This is a genomic window from Amycolatopsis sp. WAC 04197 (assembly GCF_003947475.1).
In the GTDB taxonomy this organism is placed as follows: domain Bacteria; phylum Actinomycetota; class Actinomycetes; order Mycobacteriales; family Pseudonocardiaceae; genus Amycolatopsis; species Amycolatopsis japonica.
On the sequence record NZ_QHJK01000006.1, the window covers coordinates 363,607 to 380,172 of the forward strand.

General features: G+C 69.4%; 19 protein-coding genes. 10 read left to right on the plus strand and 9 right to left on the minus strand.

All coding sequences use genetic code 11. The features are described 5' to 3' along the window. Window positions 1-117 precede the first annotated feature (117 nt). Complete coding sequence (gene asnB, locus DMC64_RS23930; protein WP_125735344.1) at window positions 118-2,052, plus strand: asparagine synthase (glutamine-hydrolyzing); 1,935 nt, start codon at window positions 118-120, stop codon at window positions 2,050-2,052. A gap of 56 nt (window positions 2,053-2,108) precedes the next feature. Beyond that, complete coding sequence (locus DMC64_RS23935) at window positions 2,109-2,762, plus strand: alpha/beta fold hydrolase (protein WP_125735345.1); 654 nt, start codon at window positions 2,109-2,111, stop codon at window positions 2,760-2,762. A gap of 76 nt (window positions 2,763-2,838) precedes the next feature. Here DMC64_RS23935 and DMC64_RS23940 read toward each other — a convergent pair whose 3' ends face one another. After that, window positions 2,839-3,828: a carbohydrate kinase family protein gene (locus DMC64_RS23940; RefSeq protein ID WP_125735346.1), complete on the minus strand. Its 990-nt coding sequence runs from the start codon at window positions 3,826-3,828 to the stop codon at window positions 2,839-2,841. A 141-nt stretch (window positions 3,829-3,969) separates the two neighbouring features. Between DMC64_RS23940 and DMC64_RS23945 the strand changes: the two genes are divergently transcribed. Then, entirely contained in the window at window positions 3,970-4,158 is a 189-nt protein-coding gene (locus tag DMC64_RS23945; protein ID WP_016336059.1) for a hypothetical protein, read from the plus strand. Between the two features lie 71 nt (window positions 4,159-4,229). On the opposite strand, the gene DMC64_RS23950 is transcribed toward DMC64_RS23945, so the two are convergent. Beyond that, window positions 4,230-4,607, minus strand: coding sequence for an iron-sulfur cluster assembly accessory protein (locus tag DMC64_RS23950; protein WP_016336060.1), 378 nt, complete (start codon window positions 4,605-4,607; stop codon window positions 4,230-4,232). A 143-nt stretch (window positions 4,608-4,750) separates the two neighbouring features. Here DMC64_RS23950 and DMC64_RS23955 point away from each other — a divergent pair, with 143 nt between their 5' ends. After that, a complete protein-coding gene (locus tag DMC64_RS23955; RefSeq protein WP_016336061.1) occupies window positions 4,751-5,407 on the plus strand; it encodes a DUF3043 domain-containing protein in 657 nt (218 codons plus the stop codon). A gap of 57 nt (window positions 5,408-5,464) precedes the next feature. Continuing rightward, window positions 5,465-6,454, plus strand: a complete 990-nt coding sequence (locus tag DMC64_RS23960) for an aldo/keto reductase family protein (RefSeq protein WP_037344716.1) — start codon at window positions 5,465-5,467, stop codon at window positions 6,452-6,454. 66 nt (window positions 6,455-6,520) lie between these two features. On the opposite strand, the gene DMC64_RS23965 is transcribed toward DMC64_RS23960, so the two are convergent. From DMC64_RS23965 to DMC64_RS23975, 3 genes are read right to left on the minus strand one after another with little or no spacing between them, the layout of a single operon-like run. Then, window positions 6,521-6,748 (minus strand): hypothetical protein, encoded by a 228-nt coding sequence (locus DMC64_RS23965; RefSeq protein WP_016336063.1) that lies wholly within the window; start codon window positions 6,746-6,748, stop codon window positions 6,521-6,523. After that, window positions 6,741-7,592: a phosphoribosylaminoimidazolesuccinocarboxamide synthase gene (locus tag DMC64_RS23970; RefSeq protein ID WP_037344713.1), complete on the minus strand. Its 852-nt coding sequence runs from the start codon at window positions 7,590-7,592 to the stop codon at window positions 6,741-6,743. Before DMC64_RS23970 ends, DMC64_RS23965 begins: the two co-directional genes overlap by 8 nt. Beyond that, a complete protein-coding gene (locus tag DMC64_RS23975) occupies window positions 7,589-8,338 on the minus strand; it encodes a GntR family transcriptional regulator (RefSeq protein ID WP_125735347.1) in 750 nt (249 codons plus the stop codon). The genes DMC64_RS23970 and DMC64_RS23975 overlap by 4 nt, the downstream gene beginning before the upstream one ends. A gap of 170 nt (window positions 8,339-8,508) precedes the next feature. Between DMC64_RS23975 and DMC64_RS23980 the strand changes: the two genes are divergently transcribed. Beyond that, window positions 8,509-8,913 carry a hypothetical protein gene (locus tag DMC64_RS23980; protein WP_037344708.1) on the plus strand — a complete coding sequence of 135 codons (405 nt, stop codon included), beginning with the start codon at window positions 8,509-8,511 and terminating at the stop codon, window positions 8,911-8,913. Here DMC64_RS23980 and DMC64_RS23985 read toward each other — a convergent pair. After that, window positions 8,910-9,578, minus strand: coding sequence for a 2-C-methyl-D-erythritol 4-phosphate cytidylyltransferase (locus DMC64_RS23985; RefSeq protein WP_037344706.1), 669 nt, complete (start codon window positions 9,576-9,578; stop codon window positions 8,910-8,912). The genes DMC64_RS23980 and DMC64_RS23985 overlap by 4 nt on opposite strands. Window positions 9,579-9,672: 94 nt before the next feature. Between DMC64_RS23985 and cobT the strand changes: the two genes are divergently transcribed. Then, entirely contained in the window at window positions 9,673-10,749 is a 1,077-nt protein-coding gene (gene cobT / locus DMC64_RS23990; protein ID WP_125735348.1) for a nicotinate-nucleotide--dimethylbenzimidazole phosphoribosyltransferase, read from the plus strand. Between the two features lie 94 nt (window positions 10,750-10,843). On the opposite strand, the gene DMC64_RS23995 is transcribed toward cobT, so the two are convergent. Continuing rightward, a complete protein-coding gene (locus DMC64_RS23995; RefSeq protein ID WP_125735349.1) occupies window positions 10,844-11,947 on the minus strand; it encodes a branched-chain amino acid aminotransferase in 1,104 nt (367 codons plus the stop codon). A gap of 117 nt (window positions 11,948-12,064) precedes the next feature. On the opposite strand from DMC64_RS23995, the gene DMC64_RS24000 reads away from it, so the two are divergent. After that, window positions 12,065-12,376 (plus strand): hypothetical protein, encoded by a 312-nt coding sequence (locus DMC64_RS24000; protein ID WP_037344702.1) that lies wholly within the window; start codon window positions 12,065-12,067, stop codon window positions 12,374-12,376. Here the strand turns inward: DMC64_RS24000 and DMC64_RS24005 are convergent. After that, window positions 12,373-12,999: a DUF402 domain-containing protein gene (locus DMC64_RS24005; RefSeq protein WP_125735350.1), complete on the minus strand. Its 627-nt coding sequence runs from the start codon at window positions 12,997-12,999 to the stop codon at window positions 12,373-12,375. The two genes, DMC64_RS24000 and DMC64_RS24005, sit on opposite strands and share 4 nt — an antisense overlap. Beyond that, window positions 12,992-13,861, minus strand: coding sequence for a hypothetical protein (locus DMC64_RS24010; RefSeq protein ID WP_125735351.1), 870 nt, complete (start codon window positions 13,859-13,861; stop codon window positions 12,992-12,994). Before DMC64_RS24010 ends, DMC64_RS24005 begins: the two co-directional genes overlap by 8 nt. A gap of 132 nt (window positions 13,862-13,993) precedes the next feature. On the opposite strand from DMC64_RS24010, the gene DMC64_RS24015 reads away from it, so the two are divergent. Beyond that, on the plus strand, window positions 13,994-15,496 hold the full coding sequence (locus DMC64_RS24015; RefSeq protein WP_125735352.1) for a leucyl aminopeptidase: 1,503 nt from the start codon (window positions 13,994-13,996) through the stop codon (window positions 15,494-15,496). Window positions 15,497-15,579: 83 nt separating this feature from the next. Next, window positions 15,580-16,563 (plus strand): SMI1/KNR4 family protein, encoded by a 984-nt coding sequence (locus tag DMC64_RS24020; RefSeq protein WP_125735353.1) that lies wholly within the window; start codon window positions 15,580-15,582, stop codon window positions 16,561-16,563. The last annotated feature ends 3 nt before the right edge of the window (window positions 16,564-16,566 follow it).

Genomic DNA, 16,566 nt, shown 5'->3' on the forward strand with positions numbered 1-16,566 from the left:
GCGCTGACTAAGGGGTAACCCCAACACGCGTATCCCCCACCACATCGGGGTGTACACACCCACCGGCATACTGGGCCCTTCTCCCCGCTCGGCCAACAAGAGGTGTGTGAACTAGACGTGTGCGGCCTGCTTGGACTGATCTGTTCGACCGAAGCCGACGCTGCGAGCGCCCGTGACGCCGTCGACGCGGCCATGCGCTGCCAGCGGCACCGCGGCCCCGACGAGCACGACACCTGGGCCGACGCCGAGGTGGTCTACGGCTTCAACCGGCTGGCGTTCATCGACGTCGACCACGCCCACCAGCCGCTGGTGTGGGGGCCGCCGGAGGCGCCGGAGCGCTACACGCTGAACTTCAACGGCGAGATCTACAACTACAAAGAGCTGCGTGACGAGCTGGCCGCCGAGCATGGTGCGAAATTCGCCACAGAAGGCGACGGCGAGGCCATCGTCGCGGCGTACCACTACCTCGGCGACGAGGCGGTCAAGAAGCTGCGCGGCATGTTCGCCTTCCTGATCTGGGACTCGCAGGAGAAGGTCGTCTTCGGCGCGCGGGACCCGTTCGGCATCAAGCCGCTGTTCTACTCGGCGGGCCCCGGCAAGGTCGCCTTCTCCAGCGAGAAGAAGAGCCTGCTGGAGCTTTCGAGCGTGCTCGGCGTCCAGGACGAGCTGGACAAGACGGCCCTGCAGCACTACCTGGTGCTGCAGTACGTGCCGGAACCCGAGTCGATGCACACCGGTGTCCGCCGCGTCGAGTCCGGCACGTCGTTCCGGGTGGTCCCCGGCGGTGACGTCGAGTTCACGCGGTACTTCCACCCGACGTTCAACGCGAAGCCGGTGAACAGCCAGGCCGAGGCCGACGAGCTGTACGAGCGGATCGCCGATGTGATGCGCGACTCGGTCGGCAAGCACATGATCTCCGACCCGGACGTCACGGTCGGCGCGTTCCTCTCCGGCGGCATCGACTCCACGGCGACCGCGACGCTGGCCAAGGAGCACAACCCGAACCTGATCGCCTTCACCACCGGGTTCGAGCGCGAGGGCTACTCCGAGGTCGACGTCGCCGCCGAATCGGCCGCCGCGATCGGCGTGAAGCACGTGGTCCGCACGGTGTCGGCGGACGAGATGATGGAGGCGCTGCCGCTCATCGTCTGGTACCTCGACGACCCGGTGGCGGACCCGGCGCTCGTGCCGCTCTGGTTCATCGCGCGCGAAGCCCGCAAGCACGTCAAGGCGGTGCTGTCGGGCGAAGGCGCCGACGAGCTCTTCTGCGGCTACACGATCTACAACGAGCCGATCTCGCTGGCGCCGTTCGAGAAGATCCCCGGCGGGATGCGGAAGATCATCGGCAAGGTCTCCACGAAGATCCCGGAGGGCACCCGCGGCAAGGACCTGCTGCGGCGCGGGGCGCTGCCGCTGGAAGACCGCTACTACGGCAACGCGCGCAACTTCCGCGACGACCAGCTCCGCAAGGTGCTGCGCACGTACGAGGACGGGATCGGCTTCAAGGACGTCACCGCTCCTTGGTACAAGATCTCCGAGAACTGGGACCCGGTCGCACGTATGCAGCACGTCGACCTCTACACCTGGCTGCGCGGCGACATCCTGGTCAAGGCCGACAAGGTGACCATGGCGAACTCGCTGGAACTGCGCGTGCCGTTCCTCGACGCCGAGGTGTTCAAGGTCGCCTCGACCATCCCGCTCGACCAGAAGCTCGCGCACGGCACCACGAAGTACGCGCTGCGCCAGGCGCTGGCGAAGATCATCCCCGGCCACGTGCTGAACCGGCGCAAGCTGGGCTTCCCGGTGCCGATCCGGCTGTGGCTGCGCAACGAGATGTACGACTGGGCCAAGGGCATCATCTCGGACTCGCAGACCGACGCGCTGCTCGACAAGAAGGCCGTCCTGGCGCTGCTCGAAGAGCACAAGGCCGGGCAGCTCGACCGCAGCCGTCAGCTGTGGGCGCTGCTGGTGTTCATGCTGTGGCACGGCATCTTCGTCGAGAACCGCATCAAGCCCGAGGTGCCGGAACCCGTCTACCCGGTGAAACTCTAGTCACGACTCGTGACGCCGGCCTTCACCGTTCACCCGGTGGAGGCCAGCATGGAGCGATGGACTTCGTCCTCGTGCACGGCACGACGCAGAGCCCGGCGGGCTGGGACAGGGTGGCGAAGCTGCTCACCGCCGCCGGGCACCGCACGATCGCGGTGGATCTGCTGACCCCGCGGGAACTGCCGGTCGAGGGCTACGCGCAGCACGCGCGAGACCAGTACGACGGCGAGCGGCCGGTGGTCGTGGCGCACTCCGGCGCGGGAGTCCTGCTGCCCGCGATCGCCGAAGCCCTCGACGCGCGGGCGCTGGTGTGGGTCGCCGCCTACATCCCCGATTTCGCCGGTGGGCGGAGCCTGCGGGACGAGGCGCGGGACGTGCTCGCACCGGACTGGATCGGCGTGGACCCGACGGCGGATCCCGAGAAGGCGTCGGAGTTCCTCTTCCACGACTGCGATCCCGAAACCGAACGGCCGGCGCTCGAGAGCCTGCGGCTGTTCAACCCGGCGGTGCTCGCGGCGCATCCCGCCGGGGCGGCGCCGGAGATCCCGTCGACGGTGATCGTCCCCACCCGCGACCGCACCCTCCGGCCGGACTGGCTGCGGCGGGCCGCCCGGGAACGACTCGGGGTCACCGCGATCGAGATCGACGCGGGGCACTGCCCGCAGATGTCCCGGCCCGCCGAACTCGCCACCATCCTGACCGGTCGCAGCTGAGAGCCCCCAAGTCCGTGAAGGCCTCCTTGAGGGACTCTGGGTCCCTCAAGGAGGCCTTCACGGACTTGCCTTCAGCTCACTCCGGCAGGATCGCCGCGATCTCCTCGGCGGACTCCGGCCCGAAGGCCTCCTTGAGCCGCCCCAGGACGTCGGCGCGGTCGAAGGACCACTCCTGCGTCCCCACGGTCTCCAGCACCAGCACGGCGATCAGCGAGCCCAGCTGCGCCGAACGCTCCAGGCTGAGCCCGCCGTCGATACCCGCGATGAACCCGGCGCGGAAGCCGTCACCGACGCCGGTCGGGTCGACCTTGCCGCGTTCCGGGACGGCGCCGATCTGCAGCGCGAGGCCGTCCTTGCCGATGATCTCGACGCCCTTCTCCCCGAGCGTCGTGATGCGCATGCCGACGCGGTCGAGGACCTCGGCCTCGGTCCAGCCGGTCTTCTGCAGCAGCAGTTCCCATTCGTAGTCGTTGCTGAACAGGTACTTCGCGCCCTCGACGAAGGCGCGCACCTGCGCGCCGTCCATCCGGGCCAGCTGCTGCGAGGGGTCGACGGCGAAGGTGTAGCCGCGCTGACGGCATTCCTCGGCGTGCCGGACCATGCCTTCGGGGTCGTCCGGGCTGATCAGCACGAGCGACAGTTCGCCGGCGTGCGCGGCGACCGGCGCCAGCTCGATGTTGCGGGATTCGGCCATCGCGCCGGCGTAGAAGGTCGCGATCTGGCAGAGGTCCTCGTCGGTGGTGCAGACGAACCGGGCGGTGTGCGCGACCTCGGACACCAGCACCCCGGCCGTGTCGACGCCGTGCCGCTCGAGCCACGAGCGATAGTCGGCGAAGTCGGAGCCCACCGCGCCGACCAGGATCGGGCTCTTGCCCAGCACCCCGAGACCGAAGGCGATGTTCGCGCCGATCCCGCCCCGCCGCACGACGAGATCGTCCGCCAGGAAGCTCAGGGACACCCGGTGCAGCTGCTCGGCGATGAGCTGCTCGGCGAACCTGCCCGGGAAGTGCATGAGATGGTCGGTTGCGATACTGCCGGATACCGCGATCCTGGCGCTGGCTGCCACCGGTTCTCCTTGTTCGGTCGGCCCCGCGGGAGCGAGGACGGCTAAGTTACCCGCAGGTCATGCCCCATACGGGTTGCTTCAGGCACGGCCGTCAACACTACCGGTTGGTAGTGGTGTCCGACTCCACCATGAGTCATTAGCTTGTCGTTCGTGACCACTTCCGCGTATCACCTCGAACCGGAATCGATCGGCGAACTCATCGCCGACTGTGCCGGTATCCCGTCGTCCCTCCAGGCCGAGAACATGCCCCTGCCCCGGGAGAGCGCTCCGCCCTGGACCGTGGACGAGCGTTGTCTCGCCCAGGTCGCCGATCTGGACGCCTACGTCTGATCCGCTCCGGGCATGAAGAAGGGCCGCGACCTGGGTGAGGTTCGCGGCCCTTCTTCATGCCTCGACGCGGATCAGTGGAAGCTGTCGCCGCAGGCGCAGCTGCCGGTCGCGTTGGGGTTGTCGATCGTGAAGCCCTGCTTCTCGATCGAGTCGACGAAGTCGATCACGGCGCTCGACACGTACGGCGCGCTCATCCGGTCGACGGCCACACGGAGGCCGTCGAAGTCACGGAACAGGTCGCCGTCGAGCGTGCGCTCGTCGAAGAACAGCTGGTAGCGCAGGCCGGCGCACCCACCGGGCTGGACGGCGATGCGCAGGTGCATGTCGTCGCGGCCCTCCTGCTCGAGCAGGGCCTTCGCCTTGCTGGCGGCGGCGTCGGTCAACGTGACGCCGTGGGTCTCCTCGGCGGTTTCGGCCTGAGCTGCGGCTGCCTGCTCAGCGGTCGTCATGGTTCTCCCTCTGGTCGAACTCGCTGCGGGTACTCGTCTTGCACATGGTCCAACACGTCGGAGTCCCGATCTGTTCCCCTCCATGGTGACATATCGCTCGGCCTGGTGCGTGGCACCGTGACGCCTGCAACTACCCTGGTGAGGTGAGGTTCCTGCGCCGTAGCACCACAGACTCCGCCACGACGGACACCGAGACGCCCGACACCCAGGCCGTCGAGGTCCAGGCCAAGGCGTATACGCCGGGCAAGGGCAAGGCCACGCCCAAGCGTCGTGAGGCCGAAGCCAAGCGCCGCGGCCCGGTGGCGCCCCCGCCGACCACCATGCGGGAGGCGATGAAGCGCAACAAGGAGCTCCGCAAGTCCGCGAAGGCCGACCCGGAGTACAAGCAGAAGCAGCGCAACGCCGCCAAGGAACGCCGCGAGCGGATGATGGCGGGCGAGGACAAGTACCTGCTCCCCCGCGACCGCGGCCCCGTCAAGGCGTACATCCGTGACCTGGTCGACTCGCGGCGCAACCTGCTCGGCCTGTTCATGCCGCTGGCGATCCTGGTGTTCGTCGCGCTGATCCTGCCGTACCCCGAGGTCCAGCGGTACGCGACGCTGCTGTGCACCGTGATGCTGCTCGGCATGATCGTCGAAGGTTTCCTCAGCGGGCGCCGGATCGCGAAGATGGTCCGCCTGAAGTTCCCGAACGAGACGATCAAGGGCACCTCCGTCGGCTGGTACTCCTTCATCCGGGCGAGCCAGATCCGCAAGCTGCGGGTCCCCAAGCCGCGGGTGAGCCCCGGCGACAAGGTCTGAGAACAGGCGAAACGCAGGTCGTTAGCGACGCTAACGGCCTGGGGTAGAGTCGCGCCCATGGAGTTTCGACGACTGGGCCGCAGCGGCCTCAATGTCAGTGAGATCTCGTACGGCAACTGGCTCACCCACGGGTCCCAGGTGGAAGAGGACCAGGCCCAGGCCTGCATCAAGGCGGCGCTCGACGTCGGCATCACCACCTTCGACACCGCCGATGTCTACGCGAACACGGCCGCCGAATCGGTACTCGGCCGCGGCCTGAAGGGCCTGCGCCGCGAAAGCCTGGAGATCTTCACCAAGGTCTACTGGCCCACCGGCCCCAAGGGCCCGAACGACCAGGGCCTCGGCCGCAAGCACATCATGGAGTCGGCGAACGCTTCGCTGAAGCGACTCGGCACCGACTACGTCGACCTCTACCAGGCGCACCGGTTCGACCGGACCGTCCCGCTCGAAGAGACGTTCCTCGCCTTCGCCGACCTCGTCCGCCAGGGCAAGGTGCTCTACGTCGGCGTCTCCGAGTGGACCGCCGAGCAGATCACCCAGGGCGCGGCGATCGCGCGCGAGCTCAACGTGCCCCTCATCTCGAACCAGCCGCAGTACAACGCGCTGTGGCGGGTCATCGAGGCGCAGGTCGTCCCGGCCTCCGAGCGTGAGGGCCTCAGCCAGATCGTCTGGTCGCCGATCGCGCAGGGCGTGCTCACCGGCAAGTACAAGCCCGGTCAGCCGCTGCCCGAGGGCTCCCGCGCGACCGACGAGAAGGGCGGCGCCAACATGGTCGCCCGCTTCCTCAACGACGACGTCCTCGAGCGCGTGCAGCGGCTCGAGCCCATCGCGGAGAAGGCGGGCCTGACGATGGCCCAGCTGGCCGTGGCGTGGGTGCTGCAGAACCCGAACGTCGCTTCGGCGATCATCGGCGCCTCGCGGCCGGAGCAGGTGCACGAGAACGTGAAGGCGGCCGGCGTGAAGCTGGACGCGGATCTGCTCGCCGCGATCGACGAGGCCCTCGACGGCGTCACCGAGACCGACCCGACGCTGACCCGCTCCCCCTGATCCCCGGAACGCATTTAGCCGACTAAACGCGGGCGCTTTTCCCCGCGTTTAGTCGGCTAAATGCTGTCAGTCGCCGTGCACGCGGGACTGGTACGCGATCTGACCGTCGAGGTCGAGCGCGTCACCGGGCGCGCGCAAGGGATCGATTCCCAAGCCCCGCAACAACCTGCTCGCGCCGGCGACCCGGTCACCGGTCCGGCCGTCGAGCCGCACCGGTGCGTGGCCCCGCTGGATCAGCAGGCCCTCGACGTCGTCGATCAGCCGGTACGGGTCGTAGACCTGCTGTTCAGGCATGACCACCACCGGGAATCCAGGTGTTCCCGGTGATCCTTTCGTAGACCTCGGTGTAGCGCTTGCGGGTCGCCTCGACGATCTCGGCCGGGATGGCGGGTCCGGGCGGCGTCTTGTCCCAGCCGGTCGTGGTGGACCAGTCACGGACGAACTGCTTGTCGAACGCGTGCTGCGTCCGGCCCGGCTCGTACTCGTCGGCGGGCCAGAACCGCGACGAGTCCGACGTGAGGACCTCGTCCCCGAGGGTCAGCACGCCGTCGGCGTCGAAACCGAATTCGATCTTGGTGTCGGCGATGATGATGCCGTTCTTCGCCGCGTGCTCCGCACCCTTGGTATAGACCTCGAGCGTCAGATCGCGGATGCGGTCCGCGGTCTCCTGGCCGATCTCGTTCACGACGTCGGCGAAGGTCATGAACTCGTCGTGCCCGGTGTCGGAGATCTTCGTCGTGGGCGTGAAGATCGGCTCGGGCAGCTTGTCCGCCTCGACCAGACCGGCGGGCAGCTCGACCCCGGAAACCTTGCCGTCGCGCTGGTATTCGCGCATGCCGAGACCGGTGAGGTAGCCGCGCGCGATGCACTCGACCTGGATCATCTTCAGCGGCTTGCAGCGCATGGCGCGGCCGGCGAATTCGGCGGGCACGTCGGTCGTGGAGACGACGTGGTTCGGCACCACGTCGGCCATCTTTTCGAACCACCAGGCGGAAAGCTGGTTCAGCAGCGCGCCCTTGTCCGGGATCGGGGTCGGCAGCGAGACGTCGTAGACCGAAACGCGATCCGACGCGACGAGCAGAATGTCGCCGTCGATTTCGTAAAGGTCCCGGACCTTACCCGCGTGAATGTGCTTCATGCCCCGTCCTCGATGTTGTATTCGTAGAAAATCCAGTGGTCCGGCAAGGCCGCCGATTCGCCGTACTCGAGTACGTCACCCTCGGCGGACAAGAACCTGTTGCGACTCAACAGAATCGCCGAACCTTCGGCCACGCCGAGTTCCGCCGCCTCCTCGGCACCCGCCAGCCCCGCGGCGTGCTGAGAATGAGTCGCGGCCAGTACCCGGCCCGTCCGGTCCGCCACGTATTTGACCGTGCCTTCGACGATCCGCACGGGCTCGAACAGCAAAGGCGCCTTCGACGCGACAGCTCCGTCGAACCACGAAACCGACGTCGACACCGGCCTGCCTTCGGCCGCGTACGTGGTCCTTCGCCGCCGGATCACCGGAGCACCTTCATCGATTCCGAGCGCGCCGGCCACCCTGTCCGGTGCCGGCAGGAGGCCCGCTTCGCGGATTTTCGCGTAGTGGCCCGGTGGATAGACCTTGCCGGTTCGCGCGATCGAGATCGTCCGATCGTGCGCGGACCGATGCAGCGCCCTGGTCTGCACCACTGTCCCGATCCCGCGTACCGCGCGGACCAGACCTTCGGCGCGAAGTGTCGAAAGCACCTTCATCGCCGTCGCCATCGCGACGTTCCAGTTCCTGGCGATCTCGCGCGCGGACGGAACCGCGTCGCCTTCCTTGAGCCTGCCCGAAACGATGTCGTCGCGAATGTTCCCCGCGATCTGGAGATACGGCGGTTCGGGTCGATCGACGGCGGGCAAGGTGACTCCTCACAAGGTCGCGCGGTGCGCACAAGCGTTCTAGCACACCAATGGGCGAGCACCAAGGATCCTGCTCACACCCCATTATTACGTACTAGTACACATTCTGGACGGTGCTCTAGTACACCTGTTACTCTCCGAGAAGTTCCCGAAACCCGTTGGGGGGCTCGATGAACCATCTGAGCATCGACGAACTGCTCGAAGAGCTTCGAAGACGCCGGTGGGTCGTCTACATCTTCGGCCCCCGGGAGGAACCGGAGGTCTGCGCCGCGGTGTTCCAGTGGGACACCTGCGCCGACGTCCTCATCCTCCGCGGGGAAGAACGGGCGAGCGCCTTCCGCGTCACCACGGTCGCCGACACCGACGTCTTCCGGCCCGCGCTCGTGTCCTGGCAGTACCACTCGACGGCCGACTGGACCCTGCGCGCCGTGCTCACCATTCCGCCGCCCGGCGACACCGCCGCGCCGATCCAGCTGCTGCAACCACATCCGGACTGCGTGATCCCGATGGAGGCACGACGGCCGGTCACCGTCCTGCCCGCCATACCGACCAAGGCCGACCAGGGAGATCCCTAACCTCGGCCGATCACCTGCTCGGCGACAACGAGGTCGTGCGGGTAGGTGATCTTGAGGTTCTCCGCGCTGCCCGGAACCCACCGCACCGGCAGCGCGGAGAACCTTTCCATGCACGAAGACGTGTCCGTGCCGACGAAACCCTCACGCTCGGCCGTTTCATACGCTTCGAGCAACGGGGCGGCACGGAAACCCTGTGGTGTCTGCACCCTGATCGCTCCGGGCAGCGCGCCGGAAACGGTGTCGCCGTCGACGCGCACGATGTCGTCCGCCGCGACACCGGGCACCGCTCCCCCGTGGCGCCGCGTGCCGTCGAGGACGTCCGCGATCAGTTCCGGAGTCACGAGCGGGCGGGCCGCGTCGTGCAGCAGTACCGCGTCGATCTCACCGCTCTCGATGCGGGAAGCCATGTGGCGCAAGGCGTTCAGCTCCGAACCCTGCCGGGTCGCGCCGCCGTGGACAAGCTCGACCTCGCCCGGATGCGCGGCGAGCACCTCGTGCGCGAGTTCGGTGTCCTGCGGCCGGATGACCAGCACGAGCACGTCGATTCCGGGCACTCGCGCGAAGGCGTCGAGCGACCACGCGACGACCCGTTTGCCCGCCACCGGCAGATAGACCTTGTTGAGCTTCGCGCCGACCCGGGTACCCGCTCCGCTCGCGAGCACCACTCCGGCGGCCTTCGTCTGAGCCACAGGCAACTCTGGCACAGCCGGGTGGGTAGGTTTGGGCCCGGCCACCAAAGTGATCCGAAGGGGCAGGGCGTTGGACGACGAAATCCTCGAGTTCGCCGAAGTCGAGCAGCCTGATGAACACGCGCGTTCGGCGGCGATCGCCCTGCACACGAAACTGATCAAACCGGCCGGTTCGCTGGGCAGGCTCGAAGAACTGGGCGTCTGGGTCGCGGCCTGCCAAGGCCAGTCGCCGCCGCGGCCGTTCACGCGGCCGCGGGTCGTGGTGTTCGCCGGTGACCACGGTGTCGCCGCGAAGGGCGTCTCGGCTTATCCGGGTGAGGTCACCGCGCAACTCGTCGGAAGCATGCTGACCGGCGGCGCGGCCATCAACGTCCTTGCCGCTTCGGCGGGCGCGAGCGTCCGGGTCGTCGACATGGCCGTCGACAGCGACGCCCCCGCGACGCGGTCGATCGGCGAGTTCAAGGTGCGGCGCGGATCCGGCTCGATCGACGTCGAAGACGCGCTGACCGACGAAGAGGCGCGTGCCGCCGTCCGCGCCGGCCGGGCGATCGCCGACGCCGAGGTCGACGGCGGGGCCGACCTGCTCATCGCGGGGGACCTCGGGATCGGGAACAGCACCCCGGCCTCGGTGCTGGTCGCGGCGCTGACCGGCAGCGAACCGGTGGCCGTCGTCGGCCGTGGTTCCGGTATCGACGACAACGCCTGGATGCGCAAGGCCGCGGCGGTCCGTGACGCGCTGCGGCGGGCGAGGACCGTGCTGGCCGACCCGGTCGCGCTGCTGCGCACCGCCGGCGGCGCGGACATCGCCGCGATGGCGGGTTTCCTCGCGCAGGCCTCGCTGCGGAAGACGCCGGTGATCCTGGACGGCCTGGTCGCCTCCGCGGCCGCGCTGGTCGCCGAGGAACTCGTCCCGGGCGCGCGGCAGTGGTGGACCGCGGGCCAGCGCGGCGGCGAACCCGCGCACGCGCTGGCACTGGAGCACCTCGACCTGGAGCCGATCCTGGACCTGGACGTCCGCCTCGGCGAGGGAACGGGCGCCGTCGCGGCGCTGCCGCTGGTGTTCATGGCGACGCGGGTGCTCGCGGAGATGGCCACGCACGAGCAGGCAGGCGTCAGCGGCCCGCTGATCGAGACCCCCTCCACCTGACCCCACTACGCATTTAGTCCTCTAAATGCGTAAGTCCGTGAAGGCATCCTTCCCTACGCTCAAGGTAGGGAAGGAGGCCTTCACGGACTTGGGCTCAGCCCAGCGGGTACATCCAGCCTTCCGGAGCCGGGCGGGTGCCCTCCTGGATCCCGGTCAGCGCGCCGCGCAGCTTCATCGTCAGCTCGCCGGGCTGCCCGCCCGCGACGGAGAACTCGCCGCCCGCATGCTTCACGTGCCCGACCGGCGTGATGACCGCCGCGGTCCCGCAGGCGAACACCTCGGTCAGCTCGCCCGAAGCCGCCGCCTTCTCCCACTCGTCGGTGGAGACGCGGCGCTCCTCGACCTGGTGCCCGAACGACTTCGCCAGCTCCAGCAGCGACTTGCGGGTCACGCCAGGGAGCAGCGAACCGGTCAGTTCCGGCGTCACGACGCGGGCCTCGTCGCCGGAGCCGAAGACGAAGAACAGGTTCATCCCGCCCATCTCCTCGACCCAGCGCCGCTCGACCGCGTCGAGCCACACGACCTGGTCGCAGCCCTTCTCCACGGCCTGCGCCTGCGCCACGAAGGACGCCGCGTAGTTGCCCGCGCACTTCGCCTCGCCGGTGCCGCCGGGGACGGCGCGCACGTACTCGGTCGAGAGCCACACGCTCACCGGCTTCACGCCGCCCGAGAAGTACGAGCCGGCGGGCGAGCCGATCAGCGCGTAGAGGTATTCGTTCGCGGGCCGGTTGACGCCGAGCCCGGCCTCGGTGGAGATCATGAACGGCCGCAGGTACAGCGACTCGCCCGGCTTCGTCGGGACCCAGCGGCTGTCGACCGCGATCAGCTCGCGGATCGAGTCGAGGAAGGTCTCCACCGGCAGCTGCGGCATGGCGAGGCGCTCGGCCGAGTTACGGAAGCGGATCGCGTTCGCGTCGGGGCGGAACGCCGCGATCGTGCCGTCGGGCTGGCGGTACGCTTTGAGGCCTTCGAAGATCGCCTGGCCGTAGTGCAGCACGGAGGTGGCCGGGTCGAGCGACAAGGGCGCGTACGGCCCGACGGTCGCTTCGTGCCAGCCCTGCTCGGCGCTCCATTTCACGGTCACCATGTGGTCGGTGAAGTGCAACCCGAAACCGGGTGCGGCCAATACGTCCGCGACGCGTTCCGGGCTCGCGGGGCTCGGGTGCGGGAGGTGGCTGAACTGCGTCGAGGTCGTCATACCCAAGACGATAACGCTTGGTCGGACCCACGTTAGTCGGACGTCCGCATATCTTTACCTCCCTCGATCTGTCCGTCACGACGAACACGGGAGGGGTCGCGCCCCTAGGATGGCGGCGTGACGTACAACCAGATGCAGCCCGCTCACCCGGCCGCTCCCGCCGTTCCCGGCAAGGGGGCCGACGTCAAGACCTTCGTGACGGCCGTGCTGCTCACCTTCGGCACCGGCGTGCTGATGATGGACGGCTGGGCCCTGCTCGACAGCGGCTTCGGCGCGTTCCTCGGCCTGATCGCCGGTTTCTTCGGCATCTTCTGGTGGAAGCACATCCACGGCAAGGTGTTCCCGCGCGAGCTGTCCACCAAGTCGGTGGTCGTCCTCACGGTGATCAACGTCGTGCTGGTGCTGCTCCTGCTGCTGCAGGTCAGCTAGAGCAACCCGTCGGGGAGGCCGGGCGCGGGCCAGTCCGGGTCGGGCCGGAAGTCGGTCCACGTCCCGTCGAAGGGAAACGCCCCGGCGTCCGCGAGTGCCCCGATCCGCTCGCCCTCGGCGCGCAGGCGTTCGAGCTGACCCGCGGTGATGCGGCCCGCGAGGACGGCCTCCTCGGCCTCGTCCTCGTCCTTCCACTGCCAGCGTCCGCCGGGCTCCACGGCGACGTCGAGGATGCCGTCGATCCGGTCGGGACCGGACGGCGTGCGCCCCAGCGGGACCTCGAGGTTGACGTACCAGTTCAGGAAGTGGCCGTCGGCGTCGAAGAACCACCAGACCGACGACCATTCGTCGTCGGCGATGCGGCGCAGCGTCGACGTGTCGCGCCAGAAATCGGCCACGCGCACCCTCGGCACCCGGAACCGCTCTTCCAAGGGCGCTTCACGGAAAAGCCGTCCGTCGGCGAGCCTGCTGCCGACGATCGGGGTGTCCGCGGGCAGCCAGCCGAGCAGCACGGTGCCGTCGTCGGCGATGACGCGCAGCGGGTGGTGCTGGCCGATCGAGCCGTCCGGTCGCAGGAAGCGTTCGACGACCGTGTCGCCCGGGGTCCAGAGAGGATCATGCACGCCTTGAACGGTCACTCTCCGAACGGTACCGACGGGCGCGGACCCGCAGAACCAGTTCGGCGAGCGTTCCCACTCCCGCGAGCGCGAGGGCCACGACCGGCCCAGCGAAGAAGGCGGCGACGGCCACGATCAGTCCACAAGCGAGTGTCGCCTTCGGACGTTCCGGGGAAAGCCGTTCCCTGCCCTCGGTGAAGGCGTCGACCGCGACGGGCACGGTCGCCACGGCGGCCACCACGGTCAGCACCGGCAGCAGCGAGACCGCGTCGGCCGCGGCGAGGAGCTCGCGGAACGAGGTCGCCGAAAGCCCCAGCCGGATCGGTCCCAGCTGGTAGAGGGCGACGGCCGTGATCGCGACGGCCACCGCGCCCACGGCGGCGGCCCGGCCCGCGCCAGGGCGGCGGGGCAGCAGGAACGGCAGCACGACCAGCACGGCGAGGCCGAGACCGGGTACCGACGGCGGATCCGGCGCGATGAACTGCGCCAACGGCGGGATGCCCACGCAGATCGCGATCAGCGACGCGGCGGCGGCCAGCGACAGCCCGGTGACCCAGCGGGCGGCGTAGTCGCCGAGACGGACCCCGGCCAGGTCGGCGACGGTCACCACGACCGCGAACACCGCTGCCGCGGCTCCCGGCGCGGACGGGAAGAGGTACTGCCCGAACGTCGTCGCGAAGACCAGGACCAGGCCCAACCGTGAAACGCATGTCGCGATCCGTTCGGGCCGGGTGTCACCCAGCGCCGGCAGCACCGCCTCCGCGGCGACGGCGAGGACAGCCGCGACGACGACCGCGACGAGTACCCAGTAGTCCGCTCCAGAGGTGCCCACCGCCAGGGCGATGAGCAGACCGCCAGCCAGTCGCACGCCGTCGCCCTTCCAGTTCGTCCAGTCACCTGCTCGGCCCCGCTGTTCCCCCAGGTCCCACTGTCATTAGCATGGCTCACGATCCAACCGGGCGGCCGCCCGGTACCACCGCGAACGCGCGAGGAGCCAGAAGTGACCGTGCCGAAGCTTGCCCTGACCGAGAACGCCGAAGCGGCGCTTGCCAAGACGCGCGCCGACGTCGTCGTCATCGGCACCCTGCAGGGTGAAGACGGCCTGGCGCTCGCCGCCGGCTCCTCCGTCGCCGACGCCGCTTTCGACGGCAAGCTCTCCGAGGTCCTCGGCACCCTCGGCGCCTCCGGCAAGGCCGACGAGGTCGTCAAGGTACCGACGCTGGGCAAGCTGTCCGCCGGTGTCGTGCTGGCCGTCGGCCTCGGCAAGGCGGGCGCGGACGGCGCCACCGCCGAGCAGGTCCGCCGGGCCGCCGGTGCCGCCGCGCGGGCGCTGAGCGGGACCGACCGCGCGTTCGTCACGCTGTCGGCGATCGATCTGCAGGCCGCCGTCGAGGGCACCGTGCTCGGCGCCTACAACTTCACCGAGTACCGCTCCGAGAAGGGCGACGGCCCGGTCGCGAAGGTCGACTTCGTGAGCCCCGAAGAGGGCACCGCCAAGGACCACAAGGCGACGCTGAAGGCCGCCGGCCTGATCGCCGAGTCGGTCATCATCGCCCGGGACCTGATCAACACCCCGCCGAACGACCTGTTCCCGGCCTCCTTCGCCGACCGCGCGAAGACGCTGGCCGAGGCGAACAACCTCGACTTCGAGGTCCTCGACGAGAAGGCGTTGAAGCGCAAGGGCTTCGGCGGCATCCTCGGCGTCGGCGGCGGTTCGTCGCGGCAGCCGCGCCTGCTGCGCATCGCCTACAAGCCCGCGAAGGCGTCGAAGAAGGTCGCACTGGTCGGCAAGGGCATCACCTTCGACTCGGGCGGCATCTCGATCAAGCCCGCCGCGAACATGGACCACATGACCTCGGACATGTCGGGCGCGGCCGCCGTGCTCGCCTCCGTGGTGCTGGCCGCGAAGCTGAAGTACCCGCTCGAGGTCGTCGCGCACATCCCGCTGGCGGAGAACCTGCCCTCGGCCACCTCGTACCGGCCGGGCGACGTGCTCAGCATGTACGGCGGCAAGACCGTCGAGGTGCTCAACACCGACGCCGAAGGCCGTCTCGTGCTGGCCGACGCGATCGTGCGCGCGGGCGAGGAGAACCCCGACTACCTGATCGAGACCTCGACGCTGACCGGCGCGCAGGTCGTCGCGCTCGGCAACCGCACCGCGGGCGTCATGGGCTCGGACGAGTTCCGCGACCGGATCGCTTCGATCGCGCAGGCCACCGGTGAGGGCGGCTGGGCCATGCCGCTGCCGGAGGAGCTGCGCGCCGACCTCGACTCGCGTCTCGCCGACCTGGCCAACGTCACCGGGCACCGCTGGGGCGGCATGCTCGCGGCGGGCATCTTCCTGCGCGAGTTCGTCACCGAGGGCCTGCCCTGGGCGCACATCGACATCGCGGGCCCGTCGTTCAACACCGGCGGCGCGTGGGGCTACACCGGCAAGGGCGGCACCGGCGTCCCGGTCCGCACCATCGCCGCCGTCCTCGCGGACATCGCCGCCAACGGCTGATCCTTTTCGCGCGTGAAGGCCCCCTTCCGTCGGCTGAGCCGCGGGAAGGGGGCCTTCACGCGCTTTATGGCAAGGTCGGTGCCGTGGACAGGGACGCGTATCTCGAAGGCGCGATCAGGGACGTGCTCAGCGGGGACGACGCGACGCTCGACGACCGGATCGCGCACGCGGCGCTGCTCTTCGCCGCGTCCGGGGCGATGGCGGACGCCGACCGGCTGGTCACGCACTGGCACGCGCTCACCGAACGCCCGGTCACGGCGCTGATCCCCGGCGCCGTGCAGGCGCGCGCGTGGGCGATGCTCTTCGAAGCGCGGGGAGCACACCCGGACTGGGCCGCGGCGATGATCCCGCTCGATCTCGACGCCGAGGAACGCGCCCACGACGACTACCTCGCCCGGCGGGTCTCCGATCTCGACGGTCTGCTCGGCGGCTCCCCGATCGGCGAGGCCGTGTCGCATCTCGGGCCGTCGCGGCCGGATCGGTTGCGTGAGGCCGTCGCGCGAGGCGACCTGGACGGCTGGGCCGAGATCGCGTCGCGACAGGGCCGCCCCGACGTCGCCGTGCTCGCCGCGACCAGGCGCCTGGCGCCGCGGCTCGCCGCCGGCGCGGACCCGCTCGGGCTCGGCGACTGGACGGAACTCTGCGCCGGGGCGCTGGTCGCGGCCCTGTACGAGCGCTACCCGCCCGACACCGGCTCGTGGCGCGAAATGATCGGGGGCATCCTCCGGCTGCGCGGCGGAGGCACCGCTCCCCCGGCGGCGTCGCTCCGCACCATCGAAGCGGCCGAGGCGCGGCTCGGGCTCCGGCTGCCCGACGACTACCGCGAATTCCTCCTGACCTGCGACGGCCTGCCCGCGGACGTCGTCTTCCCCCGGCTGCTCGGGACCGCGGAACTGCGCGCGGAAGGCGGTGTCGTGGTGATCTCGGAACCGGCCGTCGTGCTGCTGACGTCCGCCGGCGAGCAGTGGCGGACGGTCGAGATCGACCCGGCGCTGGGCACGACGGTGCATCCGACGTTCCGGGCGCTGCTGGAGCGGCACTTGCTCCTTTTGGCCCAATCCGCGTGAGGC